Raw genomic sequence first — 19,221 nt, 5'->3', positions numbered from 1 at the left:
TCTACCGCGAGGAACGTGTGCTGAACGCTGCGACCGATCGAACGGCGTTGCACGCCGCGGAGATAGAACTCAATCGGGAGATCGCGGCGCGTCCCGATACCGTGGCCGTGTGGGCGGCATTCGATCTGAATGCCTGGCGCCTGATCCGCTTCACGGTCTCGTCGGCGCCGGCCGATCCGGCCCGCAACGGTGACGTCTACGATGTGCTGCACCTTGCCCAACCCGGGATCAGCCGCCTCCCGCGATGACTTCCACCGCCCTCTGAACCGCGGTCGCGATCTGCTCACTGGTTGCCTCGGTGGGCACGGCGCGGGCCAGCGTGACGCCTCCAGACAGCAGCGCCAGCAGCACCCAGGCACGCGCCTCACGCTCGGCACCCGTGCCTTCCGGCAAACCCGCGGCGACCGCTTTCATCACCCCTTGCAGTTCGGTTTCGTAGGCTGCACGCGACGCCGGGTCGGCCCGCTCGATTTCCGCAGACAGGCTCGGCAGCGTGCAGGCGTCTCCCAGATCGCAGGTTCGCTTGTATCCCATGTAAAAGGCAGCAAACGTCCGAAGCCAGCCCTTGCCGTGCTCGGCACGCAAGCCTTCCACCGCCTGCCGCAGCTCGCGCAATCCCTCTGCCACCGCTGCGCCGAAGGCTTCCGCCTTGGAGCGGAAGTGACCATAGAACGCCCCGTGGGTCACCCCCGCCTCGCGCGCCAGGCCGTCCACGCCGATCCCGCCGTAGCCCTGCTTGCGAAACCCGCGTCCAACCGCCTCGACGATCCGGGCGCGGCTTTCTTCCTTGTGTCCCTGGGCATAGCGCGCCATCCAGCTCTCCTTTTTACATGACGATCGTCACATAATTCTTGATTAAGTTACGATCACAATATAATTTACGGGGGAAGCGCTGGCAACCGTCGGCGTGTTCCCTGAGGAGAGTCGTATGCCGTTGCTACGCATCACCCACCAACGCGGCGCTTTCACCGCCGCGCAGAAAGACCAGCTTGCCGAGGAACTCACTGCCGCTATCCTCGTGGGCGAGGTCGGCGCAGACACCCCCGCCGGTCGTGCGGTCGCCTATGTGCTGTTCAACGAGGTGGATGCGCGGACCTCGTGGTATGTCGGCGGCAAGCCGGATCTCGATCCGCCCAAAGGCGGTCGCTTTCTGTTCGATGTCGTGTATCCGGTCGGCGCGGCGCGGCAGGTGGACAAAACCGCGCTGCATGCGCGGATCAACGCCATCGTTGCCCGGTCTCTCGACGTAGACGGCACGTTTCCTCGGCGCGGCGGCGATTGGGTGCTGATCCACGAAGTGCCGGACGGCAACTGGGGCGCTAGCGGGCAGACGATCGGCATTCGCGAGATCAATCAGGTTGCGGGCGGGACGCCGGAGCGCGCCGATTACTTCGAGCCATTCCTGGCCGCGCAGAGACGTATGCACGAAGCGCACGGCTATCCTGAGCAGGCTCGCCGCCCCTGATCGCCCGAGACGCAAATGATCCTTACACCATAGACCCGGTCATTCGATTCGAAGGCGTCGTCAAATACCTGATTAGGATTACAAATCATGCAACTTTCGAATTACCTGTTCTTTACGGCAGGCTGCGAAGCTGCGCTCGGCTTCTACTCGCAGTGCGGACTCGGCAGTGTCGCGGAGTTGATGCGCCACGGCGAAGCCGGTATGCCCGTGCGCAACGAAACCATGCGTGGCCTCATCATGCACGCGAAATTCGAGGGGCCGGGCGTGCTGTTTTACGCGTCGGACAACGACGACGCGGAGCCAATGCGTGGCTCGGCGCATTTCCTGACGATGGACGACCGCGCGCAGACCGAGGTGCTCTTCGGCAGGTTGGCGCTAGGCGGCGTCATCACCACGCCGCTCGGCATGCAACCGTGGGGCGCCTTCCACGGCAAGCTCACGGACCGCTTTGGCGTGCAGTGGATGCTGAACTGTCCGGTATGAGCACCGACAACGAACGTTGCGCCGCAGCGGGCGCTGCGCAAATACAGACTGCGTTGTCGAGCGCATCGCCGTAGCGGCGCCTGCCTACTCTGCCGCAACGGCGTCCGGTACTTTGGCGGCCACCCGGCTTGCGCGTGTCAAACGCCGGGTGCCCCATTGCACGGACATCGCAAGCAGAGCAGCTTCGGCAAACGTAGGCAGCGGCGCCTGATGCGGCAGCACCCACACGAGAAACAGGCAGAACGCAGCGAAAGCGAAGCGTCCCAAGACCATCCCGCGCAGCAACGAAACGACAAAATCCGCTCCATGTGCGCGTTGCGACGACACCAACAGCACGATACCCAGCAACGGAAACACCGCGAGCAGGCCGCTCCATGTGGGGCCGACCCGTGCCGACACCGACGTCACCAGTAGCGTGAGCGCCATCCCTGCCAGCATGCGGCAGATGAGATCGGTGCGCGTAAGCGGGACGCCGGCCGCTACAGCGGCAGTGCGTGGCAGAAAGGATTGACCGAACAGCGTGGCCGCCAGCGCGACGCCGAGCGCCCACAAAGGCGAGGCGGGCAAGTACGAAAGCGCAGAAGCCGCCATCAGCCAGGTGGCGAGCCCCGCTCCTAATGCCCACGGCCATGCACGCGCGCGGCAGGTCCATGCATAGGCAAAATTGAACGCTTCGGAAGCGAGGATGGCGGACAGCGAGAGCGTGGCCGCATGCGCGCCGAATGACGGTCCGTGTGCCAGGACCAGCAAAAAGAGGATTGGCCCTGCCACCACCGGCAGCCCTGCCAGCCACCCCGCGATGGATGGCCCCCACCACTTGCCCGACATCGAGACGATTAACAGAAACGTGGGGACCAGCGTGAGCTTGAGTGCAAGCATGACGGCATCGGGCGGGTATAAAGCCGGATCTTACCAAACGCGTCCGCCAGGCCTGCGCATACGGGTCACATCTTCGGCTGCCGAGCATGCAATACTGCGCGTTCCTGTTTCATCGAACGACTTCATTTCCCGAAACCTGTTACGCAGACGATGCCCTATCCTTCCGTGATTTCCCGTCTCGCCACGGCCGCGCTTGTCGTGTCGGTGACTGCCCAAAGCGCATTCGCGCAGCAGACCCCAACCGCAACGACGCCGGCCCCGGCACAGTCGTCCACCGTCGCCGGTTACAGCCAGCCCTCCAAAGCGATCCTCGACGTGATGCTGGCGCCGTCGCTCCCTACGCCGGTCGTGGCGCCGAGCACCGATCGGGCGCTGCTGGTCACCTATCAGGAATATCCGTCCATCGCGCGGGTGGCGACGCCGTTCCTGCGTCTCGCCGGCGTGCGCGTCGAACCCGCCAACCGCAGCCGGCACGACACGGCGGGCGGCTACGGCATTCCGGCGTGCGCGACGCACTTCGACCTCGTTCAATTCGCGGACAGCGTCGCGCGACCGGTCGCGCTGCCAGCCGGCGTCTGCGCGACGCGCCCGCACTGGAGCGTCGACGGCAAGCGCTTCGCCTTCGAAAACGTGACTGCGCATTCGGTCGACCTGTGGGTCGGCGACGGTATCACGGGCGCGGTTCACCGCATTCCCGGCGTTCAGCTCAACCCGATGTTCGGCGATGAACTGAACTGGATGCCTGACCAGACAACCCTGCTAGTAAAGCTAGTGCCTGCGCACAGCGGACCGGCGCCTACCGCCGCCGAAACAGCGGAGAGCCCAAGCATTCAGGAATCGGACGGACGGCGCGGCCAGAGCAGCACCTACGAGGCGCGCGACACGCTGAACAGCGCCAGCGACGAAGCGCAGTTCGATTACTACGCGACCTCGCAGCTTGCGCTCGTCGACACCGGCACGGGCAAGGTCACGCCGCTCGGCGCACCCGCGCTGTACGACGGCCTCGCGCCCGCGCCAGACGGACGTCATTTGCTGGTCACGACAATCCAGCGGCCCTATTCGTACGTGACGACCGCCGAGCGCTTCCCGCACGATTACACGGTGTGGGACATTTCGAACCGCGCGCATATCGCGACGCACCTGATTACGTCGCGCCCGCTGGCGGACCGGGTGCCGGTTGCCGGCGTACCGCTCGGGCCGCGCAGTTTTTCGTGGCGGCCGACCGAACCGGCCACGCTGATCTGGGCCGAAGCGCTCGACGCAGGCGACTGGAACGTCGACGTGCCGGAGCGCGACAAGGTGATGATGCTCAAGGCGCCGTTCGACGCCGCGCCGCGTGAAGTAACGCGGCTGCATCAACGTTATGCCGGTTTTGCCTGGACCTCGCAGCAGGATCTCGAACTGCTGTCCGAGTATGACCACAACCGCCACTGGCAGCGTACCTTCATGGTCGACGTCGATGCGCCACAGGTCACACAACATCTGCTGTGGGACATGTCGAGCGACGAGCAATACGCAGATCCCGGCAATCCGGTGACCAGGCCTCTGCCGAACGGCTTCCGTGTGGTTCGTGTCGAGAACGGCGCGATTTTCCTCGATGGCGACGGCGCCTCGCCGGCCGGCAACCGGCCGTTCCTCGACCGGCTCGATCTGACGACGCTCAAGACTGAGCGCCTGTTCCGCAGCGACAAGGCGGCTTTCGAGCGGTTCGTCGCGTTCACCGGCGACAGCACGCAATCGTTCCTGACGTGGCACCAGACACCGAACGATCCGCCGAACCTGTTTGTCCGTACGCTCGGCGCGTCCGTCGACGCGCCGGCAAGCGAAGCGCGCTACGCGTCGAACGAAACCGCGCTCACGCACCTCACCGATCCGACACCGGTCGTGCGCCAGATCAAGAAGCGTCTCGTCAAGTACAAGCGCGCCGACGGGCTCGACCTGTCGTTCACGCTGTACACGCCGCCCGGCTATCAGGAAGGCACCCGCGTGCCCGCGATCCTGTACGCCTATCCGCTCGACTACGCCGATGCGGCAACAGCTGGCCAGGTCAGCGGCTCTGAGCAGACTTTCACGCGACTGCGGGACTACCGGTTGATGCTGCTCGCCGGCTACGCGATCATCGACAACGTGTCGTTCCCGGTCATCGGCGACCCAAAACGCGCCTACGACACCTACAACGAGCAGCTCGTCGCCGACGCCAAGGCTGCCGTCGATGAAGCAGTACGGCTGGGTGTGGTCGATCCGGACCGGATCGGCGTCACCGGCCACAGTCACGGCGCGCTGATGACCGCCAATCTGCTCGCCCATTCGGACCTGTTCCGTGCAGGCGTGGCGACGAGCGGCTCGTACAACAAGACGCTGACGCCGTTCGGCTTCCAGAACGAGCGGCGCTCGGTATGGCAGGCGCAGGATGTCTATCTGAAGGTGTCGCCGTTCTTCTACGCCGACAAGCTGAAGACACCGCTTCTGATCGTGCATGGCGAGGACGATGCGAATCCGGGCACGACACCGTTGCAGGCGACGCTGCTGTATGAGGCGCTGCGCGGCAACGGCGGCACGACGCGGCTCGTGATGCTGCCGCACGAGCCGCACTGGTACACGGCGCTGGAATCGAACGAGCAGCTCGCGTATGAGATGCAGCGGTGGTTCGACCGCTACGTGAAGAATGCGCCGCCGCGTGCGGCAGCGGCTCCGTCTGCTGCTCCAGCGGCGGATGCGTCGGATGCGAAGGCGGGGGTACCGCACGCTGAGTGAGGTAAGTCTTTGCCGCCTGCATGCGGTTTTGATCGCATGCAGGCGGCAGTGGACATGAAGCTATCGGAGACCCGCCCGTCCTGATACGTTCAGGAAGCCTGACGATAATAAAGATTCTGCGGATGCCGCGCTTCCGCGAAGAAGAACCAGCGCTCTGCGACTAGCCCCGTGTACTGCACCACGCATGCGGCACACAACAGCCAGAGCGAATCCGCGATTGACGACGCACTGCCACCCAGCGCGATCAACACCACAGGTACCGCAAACGCCGCCACCAGGAAGGTCCATTTGATACGTTGCAGCGTCTGCGGCGTCTTCCCATGAAAGAACTCGCGCAGATTGAACGCACCTGCGGTAAAGCCACGCGATTTCTGCACGAGATTCGGCGACTTGATGCCGGTCGCGCTTTGCACCGTCGATTTGGGCCGCAAGCGTGCATTGCGCATCAGCGCAGCGATCCGGCTCGCACATCCTGCTAGCGTCAGCACACCAGCACACACCGCAAGTCCACCGACCAGTGACGGCGCGAGCCACGCAGCGCACGCCGTCGCAAATGTGAACCCCGACGCACAGCCGAGCAGCACGAAGTTGACCATCGTCAGCGGCGTGGCCCATTCCTGCAGGAAACGCAGACACGCATAAATCATCGAGGTACACACGAACAACACGGCGCTGGCGATTACCCCGAGCGCACCGATTTCCACCGACCACGGCGAGCCAAACCAATGCGCAACACCATACGCAAACGCGCACGCGAGAAACACTGGCAGCGCCAGACACTCGCGCGAAAGCCATGAAGTACGCCACATTGCAATAGCGCGCCACGCGCGTTCGGGATGGCCGAGGTGGAAGAACGACGCCAGCAACCCCAAGCCGCCAAGCACAACAGCAAGCGCCGCACCGATCACGAAGAACGTCTGGGGCGGCGTGTCAGCGGCCGCAAACATCCCAAACCGAGCCGCCACTTCTACGCCGAATAGCGCGATCAGCAAACCTTGTCCGGCACCACTCAGCGTGGTCAGAAACACCACAGAAAATGCGGGCTTCATGCGCCTCTCCCTAGACTCAGAATGTTGAAGACGCGGTCCAGCATGCCGGCGACAGGCCCTCGACGTTCAACGTGAAGTTGTCCGTGGGCGAGCGGCGCACCGGCCTCAGCGGACGGCGCCGCAACGGCAGCGACAGCAGGTGCAGCAGAGGCATTAGACGCACTCCTTGCATCATCAACCGCAGCCTCCGCCCCGCCCCCCGACTTGCACGAACAAGACTCACCGCCACACCCCATCGTCTTCTGGCGCGGCAAATAATGATTCGCAGGCCTCGTCTCCCACTCAGGCATCAGCTGATACCCACCGCGGTCGCGAATCGCCTGCGACACCACCGACTCCGGATCGTGAATATCGCCAAACAGCCGCGCCGAAGTCGGACACGCCAGCACACAAGCCGGCTTGCGATCTCGCTCCGGCAGCGCCTCGTTATGGATGCGATCCGCGCACAACGTGCACTTGGTCATCTCCTTTCGCTCTTCGTCGAGCTCGCGCGCACCGTAAGGGCACGCCCACGCGCAGTACTTGCAGCCGATGCATTTGTCGAAGTCCACCAGCACGAGCCCATCTTCCTTGCGCTTGTAGCTCGCGCCGGTCGGACAGACCGGAACACACGGTGGGTCCTCGCAATGCAGACACGATTTCGGAAAATGGATCGTATCGGTGAGCGGAAACTCACCGGCCTCGAAGGTCTGCACGCGGTTGAAGAACGTGCCGGACGGATCGGCATCGTACGGCCGGAAATCGGCCAGACTGCCGGCCTCGCCGGAGGTGTTCCATTCCTTGCAGCTCGTCACGCACGCGTGACATCCCACGCAGACGTTCAGATCGATTACGAGCGCCATCTGGGTCATTGGATGCTCCTCGTCACTTTTGCTTGCCGGCGCCGCGCAGACGCGCAGCAAACTCGCCGCGGCCGGCGAAATACGTTTGCACAAGACGATGCAACACCCCGGTCGTTCCGGGCAGTTTCTCCATTGGCGCGAATTGCGGCAACGTGTGGTCCGCATCGGCTTCGGCCGGATACACGCGCACTCTCACGTCGTACCAGGCGGCCTGGCCGGTGATCGGATCCGAGTTCGACGTGCGGGCGTCACCTGGCGTTGCGCCTGGCAGCTCATCGGTGATCAGGTGGTTGAGCAGGAAGCCGCGCTGCGATTCGTTAGCATCGGGACCGAGGTTCCATGCCCCCGCCGCTTTGCCGATCGCATTCCAGGTCCACACCGTGCCCGGCTCGACTGCCTCGCTATAGCGCGCCATGCAGCGCACCTTGCCCCACGGCGATTCCACATAGATCCAGCCACCGTCTTCGATGCCGTTGCTTCGCGCCATCAACGGATTCATGAATAGATAGTTCTCGCCATGAATCTGCCGCAACCAGGCGTTCTGGGAATCCCACGAGTGATACATCGCCATCGGTCGTTGCGTAACAGCAGCCAGCGGAAACATGGCGCGGTCGGTGGCGGCGAGTTCGAGCGGTTCGTACCAGAACGGCAATGGATCGAAGTAGCGCTCGACACGCGCGCGCAGATGATCGGGCGGCTGACGCCCTGCTCTCTTGCCCTGCGCGGCGAGGCGAAATTTCTGCATCACATCGGAATACAGCTGGATCACGATCGGCGTGTCGAACTTGCGAAAGCCCTTCTCTACCGACCACTTCAGATACGGTCCATTAACGCCGCGCATGTATTGCAGCGGCTCGGGCAGCGTGTAGTGGTACACGCAGTTGTGGTTCGCGTACTGCTCCCACTGGTTCGGATTCGGCTCGCCCACCAGCGCCTTGTCGCCGTCCTTGCCGCGCCAGCCGATCAGGAAGCCCACGCCCGAATCCGGCGAAGTCTGGAAGTTGACCACAAAGTCCGGATAGTCGCGAAATTTGCGCGTGCCCTCCTTCGTCGTGAACGCGGGCAGCTTCAGACGGCTCGCCAGTTCGATCAGCACTTCCTGGAATGGCTTGCATTCGCCGGTTGGCGGCACCACCGGTACGCGCACCGAATCGACTGGGCCGTCGAACTCGGAGATCGGCCGGTCGAGCATCGACATCGCATCGTGGCGCTCCAGATACGTGGTGTCGGGCAGAATCAGATCGGCGAACGCGGTCATCTCGGACTGGAACGCGTCGCATACCACGAGGAACGGAATCTTATATTCGCCGTCGTCGCGTTTGTCGACCAGCATCTTGCGGACTTCGACCGTGTTCATCGACGAGTTCCATGCCATGTTGGCCATGAAAATCAGCAGCGTGTCGATCGGGTAAGGATCGCCGCGCCACGCGTTGGTGATCACGCTATGCATCAGGCCGTGGACGGCGAGCGGGTATTCCCATGAGAACGCCTTGTCGATCCGCACGGGTTCGCCCGCCTGATCGATGAACAGGTCCTCGGGCGCCGCCGGCCAGCCGAGCGGGCCGTTGGCGAGCGGTGTGTTCGGCTGCACGGCATCCGGGCTGTTCGGCGGTTTCGCCGATGGCGGCACCGCGCGCGGATACGGCGACTTGTGACGAAAACCGCCGGGCCGGTCGATCGTGCCGAGCAAGGACATCAGCACCGCCAGCGCGCGAATCGATTGAAAGCCGTTTGAATGCGCAGCGAGACCACGCATCGCGTGAAAGGCGATCGGATTGCCGGTGACCGTATCGTGCGTCTCGCCCCAGGCATCGGTCCACTGGATCGGCAGCGTGATCTTGTGATCGCGTGCGGTCTGGGCCATTTCGCCGGCAAGGCGGCGGATGACGTCGGCGGGAATGCCGGTGATCTCCGCAGCCCACTCCGGCGTGCTGTCCGCCACGCGCTCGCGCAACAACGCGAATGACGGTGTGACGGGTGTGCCATCCTCGAGCGTGTAATTGCCCTCCATGGCCGGCTCCGAACCCGGCGTGTGATGCTGCACCGCACGTTGCGTCTTCAGATCCCACCAGAGATGGTTTTGCGGGAACAGCGGATTGGCCTCCGGCAGGTTCGGATCGCACGCAAACAGACCGAACGCGTCGCCGTCGGCATTCATATCGAGCAGCTCAGCCGCGTTGGTATAACGCGTGACGAACTCGCGGTCATACGAGTCCGTGGCCAGCAGTTCGTGGATCAGCGCCATAAACAGAGCGCCGTCCGTGCCAGGACGGATCGGCACCCACTCGTCGGCAATCGCCGCGTAGCCGGTGCGGATCGGGTTGATGGCGATAAAACGGCCGCCTGCGCGCTTGAACTTCGACAGCGCGATCTTCAGCGGATTCGAGTGATGGTCCTCGGCGGTGCCGATCATGAAAAATAGCTTCGCGCTTTCGAGGTCCGGTCCACCGAACTCCCAGAACGAGCCGCCGATCGTATAGATCATCCCGGCCGCCATATTGGCCGAACAGAAGCCACCGTGCGCCGCATAGTTGGGCGTGCCGAACTGCTTGGCGAACAGGCCCGTGAGCGCCTGCATCTGGTCGCGGCCGGTAAAGAGCGCGAACTTCTTCGGGTCAGTGGCGCGCAGATGGGCGAGACGCTTTTCGAGCGTGGCGAACGCCACGTCCCACGAGACCGGCTCGAACTGCGCGCTGCCGCGCTCGGCGCCCGCCTTGCGCATCAACGGCTGGGTCAGACGCGCGGGGGAATACTGCTTCATGATCCCCGACGAACCTTTCGCGCAGATCACACCCTGGTTGAGCGGATGGTCAGGGTTGCCGTCGATATAACGCACCTCGCCGTCGCGCAGATGCACGCGGATGCCGCAACGGCAGGCGCACATGTAGCACGTCGTGGTTTTAACTTCGAGTTTTTCGTTTTGCGTGCGCGCGTGGTGTTCCATCGATACCTCCGGGGACTACGACAGCCTACCCGTGCATCGTAAGACCGTTGGATATAAAAGAAAAATCGCTATTTAATATCCAATGTATCGCGCGCCCCGATAGTTCGCGGTGCCCGGAGGCTGTGAGAGCGCCGCTGCAGCGCGCCGGTATCGCTGCGATAATGGCTTTCCCAACCCACCCCCAACCCAGCCCCCACTTGAAGGAGCCGCGCAGTGAGTGATTCCGCCGCCTCGTCTTCCAGCGACGCCAAACGTCGCGTCGCGTTTCTCGGCCTCGGTGTCATGGGATATCCCATGGCCGGCCATCTGGCGAAAGCCGGACTTGATGTCACGGTCTATAACCGTACCTTTGCCAAAGCGGAGCAATGGGTCGCCGAGCACGGCGGCCGCGCGGCCCGCACGCCGCGCGAAGCGGCCGATGGCGCCGAGCTGGTGATGGCCTGCGTCGGCAACGACGACGACCTGCGCAGCGTCACGCTCGGCGATGAAGGTGCATTTGCCGGCATGAAGGGCGGCACGACATTCGTCGACCATACGACCGCTTCGGCGAATGTGGCGCGGGAGTTGTCCGCCGTCGCCGCGAAACAAGGTCTGCAGTTTATCGATGCGCCCGTGTCGGGTGGCCAGGCCGGTGCCCAGAAAGGCACGCTGACCATCATGTGCGGTGGCGAGAAGGCCGCGTTCGAACCGGCTGCCGTCACGCTGAAGCACTACGGCGCAGCCGTGACGCTGATCGGCCCCGTCGGCGCCGGTCAACTGGCGAAAATGGTCAATCAGATCTGCATTGCCGGCCTCGTGCAAGGTTTGTCCGAGGCAATCAATTTCGGCGAGTGCTCGGGTCTCGACATGCCGCTGGTGCTCGAAGTTATCGGCAAGGGTGCAGCGGCGAGCTGGCAGATGGACAATCGCGGCAAGACGATGATCGAAGGCAAATTCGACTACGGCTTCGCGGTGGACTGGATGCGCAAGGATCTCGGCTTCTGCCTCGATGAAGCGAAACGCAACGGCGCCGCGTTGCCGGTCACGGCACTGGTCGACCAGTTTTACGGCGACGTGCAGGGTCTCGGCGGCAACCGTTTCGATACCTCCAGTCTGATCTGGCGCCTGCGGCAGCTCAAGCGGGCTGATTAAGATTGCGTAACGTGGCTTAACGGCTGCGTCAGTTGCATCATGGGCTTCACTTGCGCCACCATAGCGGCTGGCGCAAGTGGCCGACGCGCTGGGCAACACACCGAGCGGGCCGTCTGAGAGACCATGCTCGCCAGGATCGGGCGCAACCCACCTCGCTTATGAACCAGCCTGCGCATGATGTTCCCAATGTCGGCAGTCAGCTTGTCGTGGCAGCGCTCGATGCCCAGCAACAGGGCGACCTGGCAAGCGCCGAACGCCTCTACCGCCAGGCGCTCGAAGCGGACCACCATAACGGTATCGCTCACAACAACCTGGCGAACCTGCTGCGCACGTCAGGACGTTTCGCTGACGCAGTGGATCACTACCGGCACGCACTCCAGGCGATGCCGGATAGTGCGCCGATCCGCTCGAATCTGGCCGACACGCTAGAAACCCTCCAGCGCTACGACGAAGCCGAGGCCGAATATCGCCACGCGATCGATCTGCAGCCCGACTACGCCGAGGCTCGCTACAACTATGCGCTTCTGCTGCTCGCCGCCGGCCGATACGCCGAAGGCTGGCCGTATTACGAAGCTCGCTCAGAGGTCTTCCACGAGCACGGCGAATTGCCGTTTCCACGCTGGCATGGCGAAGACCTGCAGGACAAGACGTTGTTGCTGTTGCCCGAGCAAGGCTACGGGGACACCATCCAGTTTGTGCGCTACGTGAGCCTGCTGAAGACGCGCGGAGTGGCGAAGCTTTCAGTGATCTGCAAGCCAGCGCTCGCGCCGCTGCTACGCACGGTGCCGGGCATCGATGCGCTGGTTACCGACCCCCAAGGTCTGCACCTGCACGACTACTGGGATTCGCTGCTGAGTCTGCCCTGCCGCTTCGGCACGACGCTCGGGTCGATCCCTGCCCGGATTCCGTATCTCGGCGTCTTCGCCAACCGCCTGGAGTCGTGGCGCCAGCGTCTGCCGAACGACGGCATCCGCATCGGACTCGTGTGGAGGGGCAACCCAGAACATGAGAACGATGCGAACCGCTCGTTGCCCCATTTTTCTGCGTTACAGCCGTTGTGGTCCGTACCCGGCGTGCACTTTGTCAGCCTGCAGGTGGGCGGCGCAGAAGCCGAGGCGCGGGAATGCGCGGGACAACAACCGGCCATATGCCTTGGCGACGAGATTCGCGATTTCAGCGATACCGCCGCCATCATCGGGCAGCTCAATCTGGTGATCTGCGTCGATACCGCCGTCGCTCATCTGGCCGGCGCACTGGGCGTCGCGTGCTGGGTGATGCTGCCGCGCCGGGGCGTCGACTGGCGCTGGCAGCGCGCGGGCACGCGCTCGCCGTGGTATCCCAAGGACCTGTATCTGTTCCGTCAAGGCGAAGCGGGTTGGCCAGGCGTGATCAGCGACGTGCGCAACGCGTTGGCTGAGATCCTGCGCGACACGCCAAAACCGGACACGGACCGCTAACGCCACCCGCGAACGGAACCGTTTCGGCGCACCGCTTCAGTTCGTCTTGCACAGCACGGCTGTCATGATCAGCGGCATGACTTCATGCACCACCGCTTCGCTGCCGGCATCTTGCAGGTGGGTCTTGACCGACTCGCTGGCCCCGAAGACGACCACCCCATACAGCGAGCCGGCCATCGCCTGACCGCTGCCCTTGTGAAACAGCTCGTCGTTCTGATCGTAGCCGAGTACGGCGTAGACACGAAAACCGAAAGCCGTCAGTTGGCTGCCGTGAGTCGGACGGAACGCGTTGACGGAGTTGGCCTCCACGTGCATCGGTTGCGGTTCGATGAACTGATCGCTTTGCAGCGAAGTAATGAAGGCGTGTGCGTTCGAGCTGCAGTCCAGCTGCGCATCGAGCTCGTGCGCGGCCGAGGGGATCGCATAGAGCACCGCGCCGAGCGCGGCCAGCACCCCAAGCGCGTTGGGAAAGCACATTCTCATGGTGATGCAACCCCTATCCTGGCAGTATGCGGCGTGGGGAGCCAGCTCCCAACGTAGGGCCTTTGCTCCGCTCCTTCTGTACGGCACCCATCAATGCAGCTTACGTAGGCTTTCAACGACGCACTGCGGAACGCTGCCGCTGCCCCGTTTATAGGCCTGACCGGTTCGCGCTCCGCAGCCACTCGCGCCGGAACCGGAGCATTTCGCGCCGTCGTTTGTCATTTTGTCGCAAACCGCTCGAACGTGGCGGCTCGCTGACTGAACATCCGTGTCATCGAATCCCTCGATATAGACACGGAGTCCGCCGCCATGTTCACCACCATTCTTCAAGACACGCCTCACTGGGTCTGGGGCGTCCTTGCCGCCCTGACCGTCATGGGTTTCAAGCAGACCCTCCCGCGCCGTCGCTCGCTGCGCAGCGCCACCGCGTTGCCGCTGGTGATGGTGCTGCTGTCGCTCTACGGTATTGCATCAGCTTTTTCCAGCCAGCCGCTGGCGCTGCTCGCCTGGGTCACCGGCCTGGCCGTCACTCTGGCACTTTCACAGGGTATGCGTGTGTGGAGCGGGATTCGCTGGCTGGACGCGGAGCGTAGCGTGCTGATGCCCGGTAGCTGGCTGCCGCTCGCGCTGTTGCTGGGGCTGTTCCTGTTCAAGTACTCGATTGGCTTCACGCTCGCGACCAACCCGGCCCTTGCCGCCGACGCCGGTGTCGCCGGCTTCGCGGGCCTGGTTTATGGCGCGTTTAGCGGCGTCTTCCTCGCCCGTGCGCTCGCGGTCTGGCGCGCGGTTCGGCAAGCGTTGCCACGCGACACGGTTTATTGATGCAATCGCCCATCCATTCATTGATGCGCAGAGCCGCCGCTACCGTCGGCGGCGTGCGGTTCGTTTTCGGCCGCCTGTTCGGCATCGACGTCGCCCGGCGCGATGAACTTCCTTGTGCAGATGATTGGCTGCCCCCACGGACCAGCTACAATCCGCTGCACGTGGAACCGCGCCAATCCGCGGCGCGCCCAACCTGTCTGCCCTCTCGCGCGACGAGCAACTGAACCCGGACCGCCGCATGCCCACGTATCGTGTCGTTTTCAGTTGGCTTTGGCGTCAGCTGAGAATCACCGTTCTCGTCTCGCTGGCGGCCACGTTCCTGTTCGGCCCGTTTTCGGACAGCACGTTTGTCCCCAATCTGATCTACACCTTCACCGTCGCGCTGTGCATTCAGGCGTTGATTGAAGCGGGCCGCTATGGCTTGTCGGCCAGCTTCATGCGCCGCGGTGCCGCGCCCCTGTCCGGGATGTCGCCTGAGAGCGTTGCCGTCCAGCGGGCCTGGCCCGGTTGGGGGCTGATGGTGCCGTGGATCGCGATGTCCGCCGTGGTGGGCTATCTCGGCGGCCATACGCTCGGCGATCTGTTGACCGGCACGCATCACGCGCCGCTCGGCATCCTGCTCAATTTTCAGTCGCTGCTGCCGAGCCTTCTGCCGACGTTTGCGCTGGCGATCGGTTGCACCTACTTTTTCTATGCACGCGGCCGGCTTGCCGCCACGGAAGCGCAGGCGCAAGCCGCGCGGCGCACTGCTGTCGAGAATCAGCTCAGGCTGCTGGTGTCGCAACTCGAACCGCATATGCTGTTCAATACACTGGCCAACCTGCGTGTGTTGATCGGCCAGGATCCACAACGGGCCCAGGCCATGCTCGATCATCTGAACGGCTTTCTGCGCGCCACGCTCGATGCCTCGCGCTCGGATTCGCACGCGCTCTCCGCCGAGTTTGCGCGAATTGGCGATTACCTCGAGCTGATGCAGGTTCGCATGGGGCCGCGCCTGACTGGCACGCTAGATCTGCCCGACGAGTTGAGCAGCCTGCCGGTGCCGCCGCTGCTCTTGCAACCACTGGTCGAAAACGCGATCAAGCATGGGCTCGAGCCGAGCGTGGCCGGCGGCCGGATCGAAGTCGCGGCACGGCGCGACGCTCAGGGGCTGTTGCTGAGCGTGCGCGATACCGGCGTCGGTCTCGGCGCGGTGGCCACGCACGGCAGCCGCTTCGGCATGCAGCAGGTACGCGAACGGCTCGCTGCGCTGTACGGCAGCGCAGCCTCCCTTGAATTGACCACGCCCGATGACGGCCTCGGCGGCGCGCTTGCTGTCGTGCGCATCCCGGTTGTCTGAGCAGCGCGCCCGGCCTGAGCTGACTGAACTGACCAAAGCCGACCAAGCTGACCAAGCGCCAACCCTACCCACGTCGACTTCAACCATGATGAACGCCACCGCCCTGATCGCCGAAGACGAACCCTTGCTGGCCGCCAACCTGCAAGCCGAGCTAGCCCGCTTGTGGCCCGAGCTGCGCATCGTCGCGAGTGTCGGCGACGGCGCCTCTGCGTTGCAGCAGGGTCTCACGTTGCAGCCCGACCTGCTGTTCCTCGATATCCGCATGCCGGGCATGAGCGGACTGGATGCCGCGCAGGCGCTGGCCGAGGATTGGCCCGATTCAGGCCGTCCACTGCCCCTGGTGGTGTTCGTCACGGCGTACGACGAATATGCGCTGCGCGCCTTCGAACGCGCGGCGCTCGACTATGTCCTGAAGCCGGTGCAGACCGAGCGGCTGGCGAAGACCTGCGCGCGTCTGCAGGCAGCGTTACAGGCCCGTGAGCAACCGCAGGCCGCGGAAGCGGGACTGGCGCCGATGATCGATCAGTTGCGTGCGTTGTTCGGCGTTGCGGGGCAAGGCGTGCCGGGCACATCCGGCCCGGCCGACGCCGCCACGGCCAGCGCACCCTTGCGTATGATCCAGGCAAGCGCCGGCAACACGATCACGATGGTTCCGGTCGGCGAGGTGCTGTACTTCGAGGCGGCGGACAAATACGTCCGGGTCATCACGGCCGAGCGCGAGCACCTGATTCGCACCTCGCTGCGCGAACTGCTGCAGCAACTGGATTCGCAGCAGTTCTGGCAGATCCATCGCGGCACGGTGGTGCGTGCCGACGCGATTGCCAGCGCCTCGCGCGACGAGTCAGGCAAACTCACGCTCAGCCTGCGCGACCACGCGGCAAAGCTAAGCGTGAGCCGACTCTACGCAGAACAGTTCAAGGGCATGTAGTCCAGCGGCGGATGCTCGCCGCAGACGTTCACATTTGCTTGCAGCGGGGATAAGTCACCTCACTGCTGTTCACCCGACCGTATTCCAGCGCGCATCTGCGACCGTCAGTTTCTTCGGAATCAGCTTGAGATCGGTGAACGTATCGGCAATCTGCTGCTGATAAGCGAGCGTCGCGTCGGTGACCGGTTGCACGCCGTAACCGGCGCGTCCCAGCGCGACTTCGAGCGTCGCGGCATCGAGACCAACCAGCGGCGACAACTGGGCCGCCACGGCCGAGATATTTTTGCGGCTCCACTCATCAACCTGATTGAGTTCGTCGAGCAGCGCATGCAGTACCTGGGGCTGCGCCTGGGCGAACTTGCGGGTGGCGACGTAATACTGGGTGTTGCGTACGATTCCTTCGCCGTTGGTGAGGACACGTGCGTTTGCCTGACGTTCGATAGCGGCCAGATACGGATCCCAGATCACCCACGCGTCGACGCTGCGCTGGACAAATGCCGCGCGCGCGTCGGCAGGCGTCAGATAGACCGGCTGAATGTCGGTGTACGCCAGACCGGCGCGTTGCAGCGCCTTGACCAACAGAAAGTGAACGTTCGAGCCGCGGTTCAGCGCGACCTTCTTGCCGCGCAGATCAGCCACCGTGCGGATCGGCGAGTCCTGTTGCACGACCAACGCCTCGCCTTTGGGCGCAGGCGGTTCGTTGGCGATATAGACAAAGTCCACGCCTGCAGCCTGCGCAAAAATGGGCGGCGTTTCGCCGACCGTGCCGACGTCCACCGCGCCCGCATTCAATCCTTCGAGCAGTTGCGGCCCGGCCGGGAATTCCAGCCACTGCACACTGACGCCTTGCGACGCGAGCTTCTTTTCGAGCGTGCCGCGCGCCTTCAGGACGACGAAGTTGCCGTATTTCTGGAAGCCGATGCGCAGCGTCTTCGAGTTCTCCTCGGCCAGCGCGGCCCGACTCGACAGCAACACGCCCGCGCCACCGGCAAGAGCGGCGCCCGTCCCGGCTGCCAGCGCCGCTGCGGCCTTCAAAAGCGAGCGGCGGCTCGAATCGACCGGCTGCGGGTTACGGGTGGAGTGTCCTGATGAAGCCATATGCGTCCTTTGCTGGTTCGTAGCGGCTCGTACGGCCGTAGGTGCGGCGGCGCCATTGCCGCGGCGCTCCCTAGGATAAGGACGGGTGAGCACCAAACGAACTAATCAATGCGCATATGCAAAGCATGCGATGTGGGAAAGACGGCAGACGGCAGGCGGCACACGCCGCCTGCCGTCCTGCTTTACGGCGCTGCCGGGAAATCCAGCGTCGTGTCGTTCACCCGGTTCACCAGGTTGGTGAACGTGATGGACGTGATGGCGAGGATCACTTCGATCACCTGCTGTTCGCTGTAGCCGGCCTCGCGTACCGCATCGAGTTCATCGGCGGGAACCGTACCGCGCGTGTTGACGAGCGTCCGGACGAACCGCACCAGCGCATCGCGCTTCGCGTCGCCGGTCTCGGCACCCGCACGCACCTGCTTCATGGTGTCCGGCGACAGGCCGGCGAACTTGCCCGTCAGTGTGTGAGCAGCGAGACAGTAGTCACAGCCGGCCACCTGGCTGACAGCGAGCTTGATCACTTCAATATCGGACTTCGGCAGGCTGCTGCTTGCCAGCACGGCTTCGACACCGAGAATCGCGCCGAGCGCGGCGGGGCTGTGCGTGCCAATAGTCGCGTAAGCGTTCGGCACCTTGCCGGCGGCCTTCTTGATCTTGGCGAACAGTTCGGCAGTAGCGCCGGTAGCGTCTTGAGGGTTGATTGTGGAAAGACGGGACATGATCGACTCCTTGAGGTCTGGGTTTATCTGCTAGCCATGTCGTATGGCATGGAAATCAGTGTAGCCAGTCTCAGCGAGTTGATTAATGCCTTAATTTAGCAATTTTATGCTCAAACGTCTCATCCCACCTTAGGCCATCGTCCCCAATAGCCCGGTCTAATGCCCGCTCAACGATCCCCGCCCACGCGCGGCCGTGCGCGGCAGTTCGATGGAAAACACCGTTCCGCGCATTTCATCCGACTGCATGCAGACCTCGCCGCCATGCATCTGAACGATCTCCCGCACGATGTGCAGGCCGAGGCCCAGCCCTTCGCGCGGCCGCCCGCCGACGCCACTCGAACCGAACGCCTTGAACAGATGCGGCACGACGTCCGCTGGAATCACGCCGCCGTTCGTGACGCTCAGCGTGATCGACTCATCCTTGCTGGCGTCCACTTTGACGATGATGCTGCATCCGGGCTCGCCGTGATGCAGCGCATTGTTGATCAGGTTCGAGATGGCCTGCCACATCAGATCGGTATCCCAGCGGCCCGCGGAATCCCCCTCGCTCAGGAAGAAGATCCGATCGGCGCCCTTGTGAGTCGCGAATTCGTCGATCACCGATTTGCACAGCGTCGCCAGCTCGATCGAACGCGGTTGCAGTTGCAGACGTCCGCCTTGCAGGCGCGCCAGGTTGAGCAGTTGATCCACCATGCGCGCCATGCGCAGCGAGCTGCTCTTGATGCGCGTGGCAGTAGTGGTCACCTGCTCGCTCGCGCCAACACGCATCAGATACTCCGCCGAGGCCAGCACCGCGCCGAGCGGCGTGCGCAGATCGTGGCCGAGCAC

At 63.8% G+C, this 19,221-nt stretch carries 18 protein-coding genes; 9 read left to right on the top strand and 9 right to left on the bottom strand.

The window, feature by feature from the left end; translation table 11 throughout:
- On the top strand, positions 1–248 hold a 248-nt coding region (locus M0954_RS23300; RefSeq protein WP_297355754.1), incomplete at its 5' end, for a DUF4865 family protein.
- Here M0954_RS23300 and M0954_RS23295 read toward each other — a convergent pair.
- On the bottom strand, positions 229–813 hold the full coding sequence (locus tag M0954_RS23295; RefSeq protein WP_123387285.1) for a TetR/AcrR family transcriptional regulator: 585 nt from the start codon (positions 811–813) through the stop codon (positions 229–231). The two genes, M0954_RS23300 and M0954_RS23295, sit on opposite strands and share 20 nt — an antisense overlap.
- Before the next feature lie 115 nt (positions 814–928).
- On the opposite strand from M0954_RS23295, the gene M0954_RS23290 reads away from it, so the two are divergent.
- Positions 929–1,465: a tautomerase family protein gene (locus M0954_RS23290; protein WP_123387286.1), complete on the top strand. Its 537-nt coding sequence runs from the start codon at positions 929–931 to the stop codon at positions 1,463–1,465.
- A gap of 87 nt (positions 1,466–1,552) precedes the next feature.
- Entirely contained in the window at positions 1,553–1,948 is a 396-nt protein-coding gene (locus tag M0954_RS23285) for a glyoxalase/bleomycin resistance/extradiol dioxygenase family protein (protein ID WP_122155911.1), read from the top strand.
- Between the two features lie 84 nt (positions 1,949–2,032).
- Here the strand turns inward: M0954_RS23285 and M0954_RS23280 are convergent, their stop codons facing one another.
- Positions 2,033–2,827 carry a hypothetical protein gene (locus M0954_RS23280; protein ID WP_297355752.1) on the bottom strand — a complete coding sequence of 265 codons (795 nt, stop codon included), beginning with the start codon at positions 2,825–2,827 and terminating at the stop codon, positions 2,033–2,035.
- 150 nt (positions 2,828–2,977) lie between these two features.
- Here M0954_RS23280 and M0954_RS23275 point away from each other — a divergent pair, with 150 nt between their 5' ends.
- Complete coding sequence (locus tag M0954_RS23275) at positions 2,978–5,581, top strand: prolyl oligopeptidase family serine peptidase (RefSeq protein ID WP_297355750.1); 2,604 nt, start codon at positions 2,978–2,980, stop codon at positions 5,579–5,581.
- Positions 5,582–5,670: 89 nt separating this feature from the next.
- On the opposite strand, the gene M0954_RS23270 is transcribed toward M0954_RS23275, so the two are convergent.
- The 3 genes from M0954_RS23270 to M0954_RS23260 are packed head-to-tail and all read right to left on the bottom strand — an operon-like array spanning position 5,671 to position 10,416.
- On the bottom strand, positions 5,671–6,630 hold the full coding sequence (locus M0954_RS23270) for a DmsC/YnfH family molybdoenzyme membrane anchor subunit (RefSeq protein ID WP_133894806.1): 960 nt from the start codon (positions 6,628–6,630) through the stop codon (positions 5,671–5,673).
- Complete coding sequence (locus tag M0954_RS23265; RefSeq protein ID WP_297355748.1) at positions 6,627–7,481, bottom strand: 4Fe-4S dicluster domain-containing protein; 855 nt, start codon at positions 7,479–7,481, stop codon at positions 6,627–6,629. The genes M0954_RS23270 and M0954_RS23265 overlap by 4 nt, the downstream gene beginning before the upstream one ends.
- A 13-nt stretch (positions 7,482–7,494) precedes the next feature.
- On the bottom strand, positions 7,495–10,416 hold the full coding sequence (locus M0954_RS23260; RefSeq protein ID WP_123387289.1) for a molybdopterin oxidoreductase family protein: 2,922 nt from the start codon (positions 10,414–10,416) through the stop codon (positions 7,495–7,497).
- 213 nt (positions 10,417–10,629) lie between these two features.
- Between M0954_RS23260 and M0954_RS23255 the strand changes: the two genes are divergently transcribed.
- Positions 10,630–11,547: an NAD(P)-dependent oxidoreductase gene (locus M0954_RS23255; protein WP_122155906.1), complete on the top strand. Its 918-nt coding sequence runs from the start codon at positions 10,630–10,632 to the stop codon at positions 11,545–11,547.
- A gap of 158 nt (positions 11,548–11,705) precedes the next feature.
- Complete coding sequence (locus tag M0954_RS23250; RefSeq protein ID WP_123387290.1) at positions 11,706–13,004, top strand: tetratricopeptide repeat protein; 1,299 nt, start codon at positions 11,706–11,708, stop codon at positions 13,002–13,004.
- Positions 13,005–13,040: 36 nt separating this feature from the next.
- Here M0954_RS23250 and M0954_RS23245 read toward each other — a convergent pair whose 3' ends face one another.
- Positions 13,041–13,487: a hypothetical protein gene (locus tag M0954_RS23245; RefSeq protein WP_122155904.1), complete on the bottom strand. Its 447-nt coding sequence runs from the start codon at positions 13,485–13,487 to the stop codon at positions 13,041–13,043.
- Positions 13,488–13,745: 258 nt separating this feature from the next.
- Between M0954_RS23245 and M0954_RS23240 the strand changes: the two genes are divergently transcribed.
- From M0954_RS23240 to M0954_RS23230, 3 genes are all read left to right on the top strand, one after another.
- A complete protein-coding gene (locus tag M0954_RS23240; RefSeq protein WP_367279529.1) occupies positions 13,746–14,309 on the top strand; it encodes a DUF6622 family protein in 564 nt (187 codons plus the stop codon).
- 238 nt (positions 14,310–14,547) lie between these two features.
- Positions 14,548–15,648 carry a sensor histidine kinase gene (locus M0954_RS23235; protein WP_123387291.1) on the top strand — a complete coding sequence of 367 codons (1,101 nt, stop codon included), beginning with the start codon at positions 14,548–14,550 and terminating at the stop codon, positions 15,646–15,648.
- Positions 15,649–15,736: 88 nt separating this feature from the next.
- The gene (locus M0954_RS23230; RefSeq protein ID WP_297355755.1) at positions 15,737–16,576 is read left to right on the top strand and encodes a LytTR family DNA-binding domain-containing protein; all 840 of its coding nucleotides are present in this window, start codon (positions 15,737–15,739) and stop codon (positions 16,574–16,576) included.
- Between the two features lie 69 nt (positions 16,577–16,645).
- Here M0954_RS23230 and M0954_RS23225 read toward each other — a convergent pair whose 3' ends face one another.
- The 3 genes from M0954_RS23225 to M0954_RS23215 form a co-directional block, all read right to left on the bottom strand.
- The gene (locus tag M0954_RS23225; RefSeq protein ID WP_133894808.1) at positions 16,646–17,674 is read right to left on the bottom strand and encodes a sulfonate ABC transporter substrate-binding protein; all 1,029 of its coding nucleotides are present in this window, start codon (positions 17,672–17,674) and stop codon (positions 16,646–16,648) included.
- Between the two features lie 182 nt (positions 17,675–17,856).
- A complete protein-coding gene (locus M0954_RS23220; protein ID WP_297355746.1) occupies positions 17,857–18,393 on the bottom strand; it encodes a carboxymuconolactone decarboxylase family protein in 537 nt (178 codons plus the stop codon).
- A 156-nt stretch (positions 18,394–18,549) separates the two neighbouring features.
- A partial coding sequence (locus M0954_RS23215) for a sensor histidine kinase KdpD (protein WP_297355744.1) occupies positions 18,550–19,221 on the bottom strand: 672 nt, incomplete at its 5' end.

The organism is Paraburkholderia sp., assembly GCF_026225065.1.
Lineage (GTDB): Bacteria > Pseudomonadota > Gammaproteobacteria > Burkholderiales > Burkholderiaceae > Paraburkholderia.
This window is presented reverse-complemented; position numbering and strand designations above follow the sequence as displayed.

Bases quoted from the DNA above. Each gene is read 5' to 3' on its own strand.
- M0954_RS23295 (WP_123387285.1), bottom strand. From the start codon at position 813: ATGGCGCGCTATGCCCAGGGACACAAGGAAGAAAGCCGCGCCCGGATC.
- M0954_RS23290 (WP_123387286.1), top strand. From the start codon at position 929: ATGCCGTTGCTACGCATCACCCACCAACGCGGCGCTTTCACCGCCGCG.
- M0954_RS23285 (WP_122155911.1), top strand. From the start codon at position 1,553: ATGCAACTTTCGAATTACCTGTTCTTTACGGCAGGCTGCGAAGCTGCG.
- M0954_RS23280 (WP_297355752.1), bottom strand. From the start codon at position 2,827: ATGCTTGCACTCAAGCTCACGCTGGTCCCCACGTTTCTGTTAATCGTC.
- M0954_RS23275 (WP_297355750.1), top strand. From the start codon at position 2,978: ATGCCCTATCCTTCCGTGATTTCCCGTCTCGCCACGGCCGCGCTTGTC.
- M0954_RS23270 (WP_133894806.1), bottom strand. From the start codon at position 6,630: ATGAAGCCCGCATTTTCTGTGGTGTTTCTGACCACGCTGAGTGGTGCC.
- M0954_RS23265 (WP_297355748.1), bottom strand. From the start codon at position 7,481: ATGACCCAGATGGCGCTCGTAATCGATCTGAACGTCTGCGTGGGATGT.
- M0954_RS23260 (WP_123387289.1), bottom strand. From the start codon at position 10,416: ATGGAACACCACGCGCGCACGCAAAACGAAAAACTCGAAGTTAAAACC.
- M0954_RS23250 (WP_123387290.1), top strand. From the start codon at position 11,706: ATGAACCAGCCTGCGCATGATGTTCCCAATGTCGGCAGTCAGCTTGTC.
- M0954_RS23245 (WP_122155904.1), bottom strand. From the start codon at position 13,487: ATGAGAATGTGCTTTCCCAACGCGCTTGGGGTGCTGGCCGCGCTCGGC.
- M0954_RS23235 (WP_123387291.1), top strand. From the start codon at position 14,548: ATGCCCACGTATCGTGTCGTTTTCAGTTGGCTTTGGCGTCAGCTGAGA.
- M0954_RS23230 (WP_297355755.1), top strand. From the start codon at position 15,737: ATGAACGCCACCGCCCTGATCGCCGAAGACGAACCCTTGCTGGCCGCC.
- M0954_RS23225 (WP_133894808.1), bottom strand. From the start codon at position 17,674: ATGGCTTCATCAGGACACTCCACCCGTAACCCGCAGCCGGTCGATTCG.
- M0954_RS23220 (WP_297355746.1), bottom strand. From the start codon at position 18,393: ATGTCCCGTCTTTCCACAATCAACCCTCAAGACGCTACCGGCGCTACT.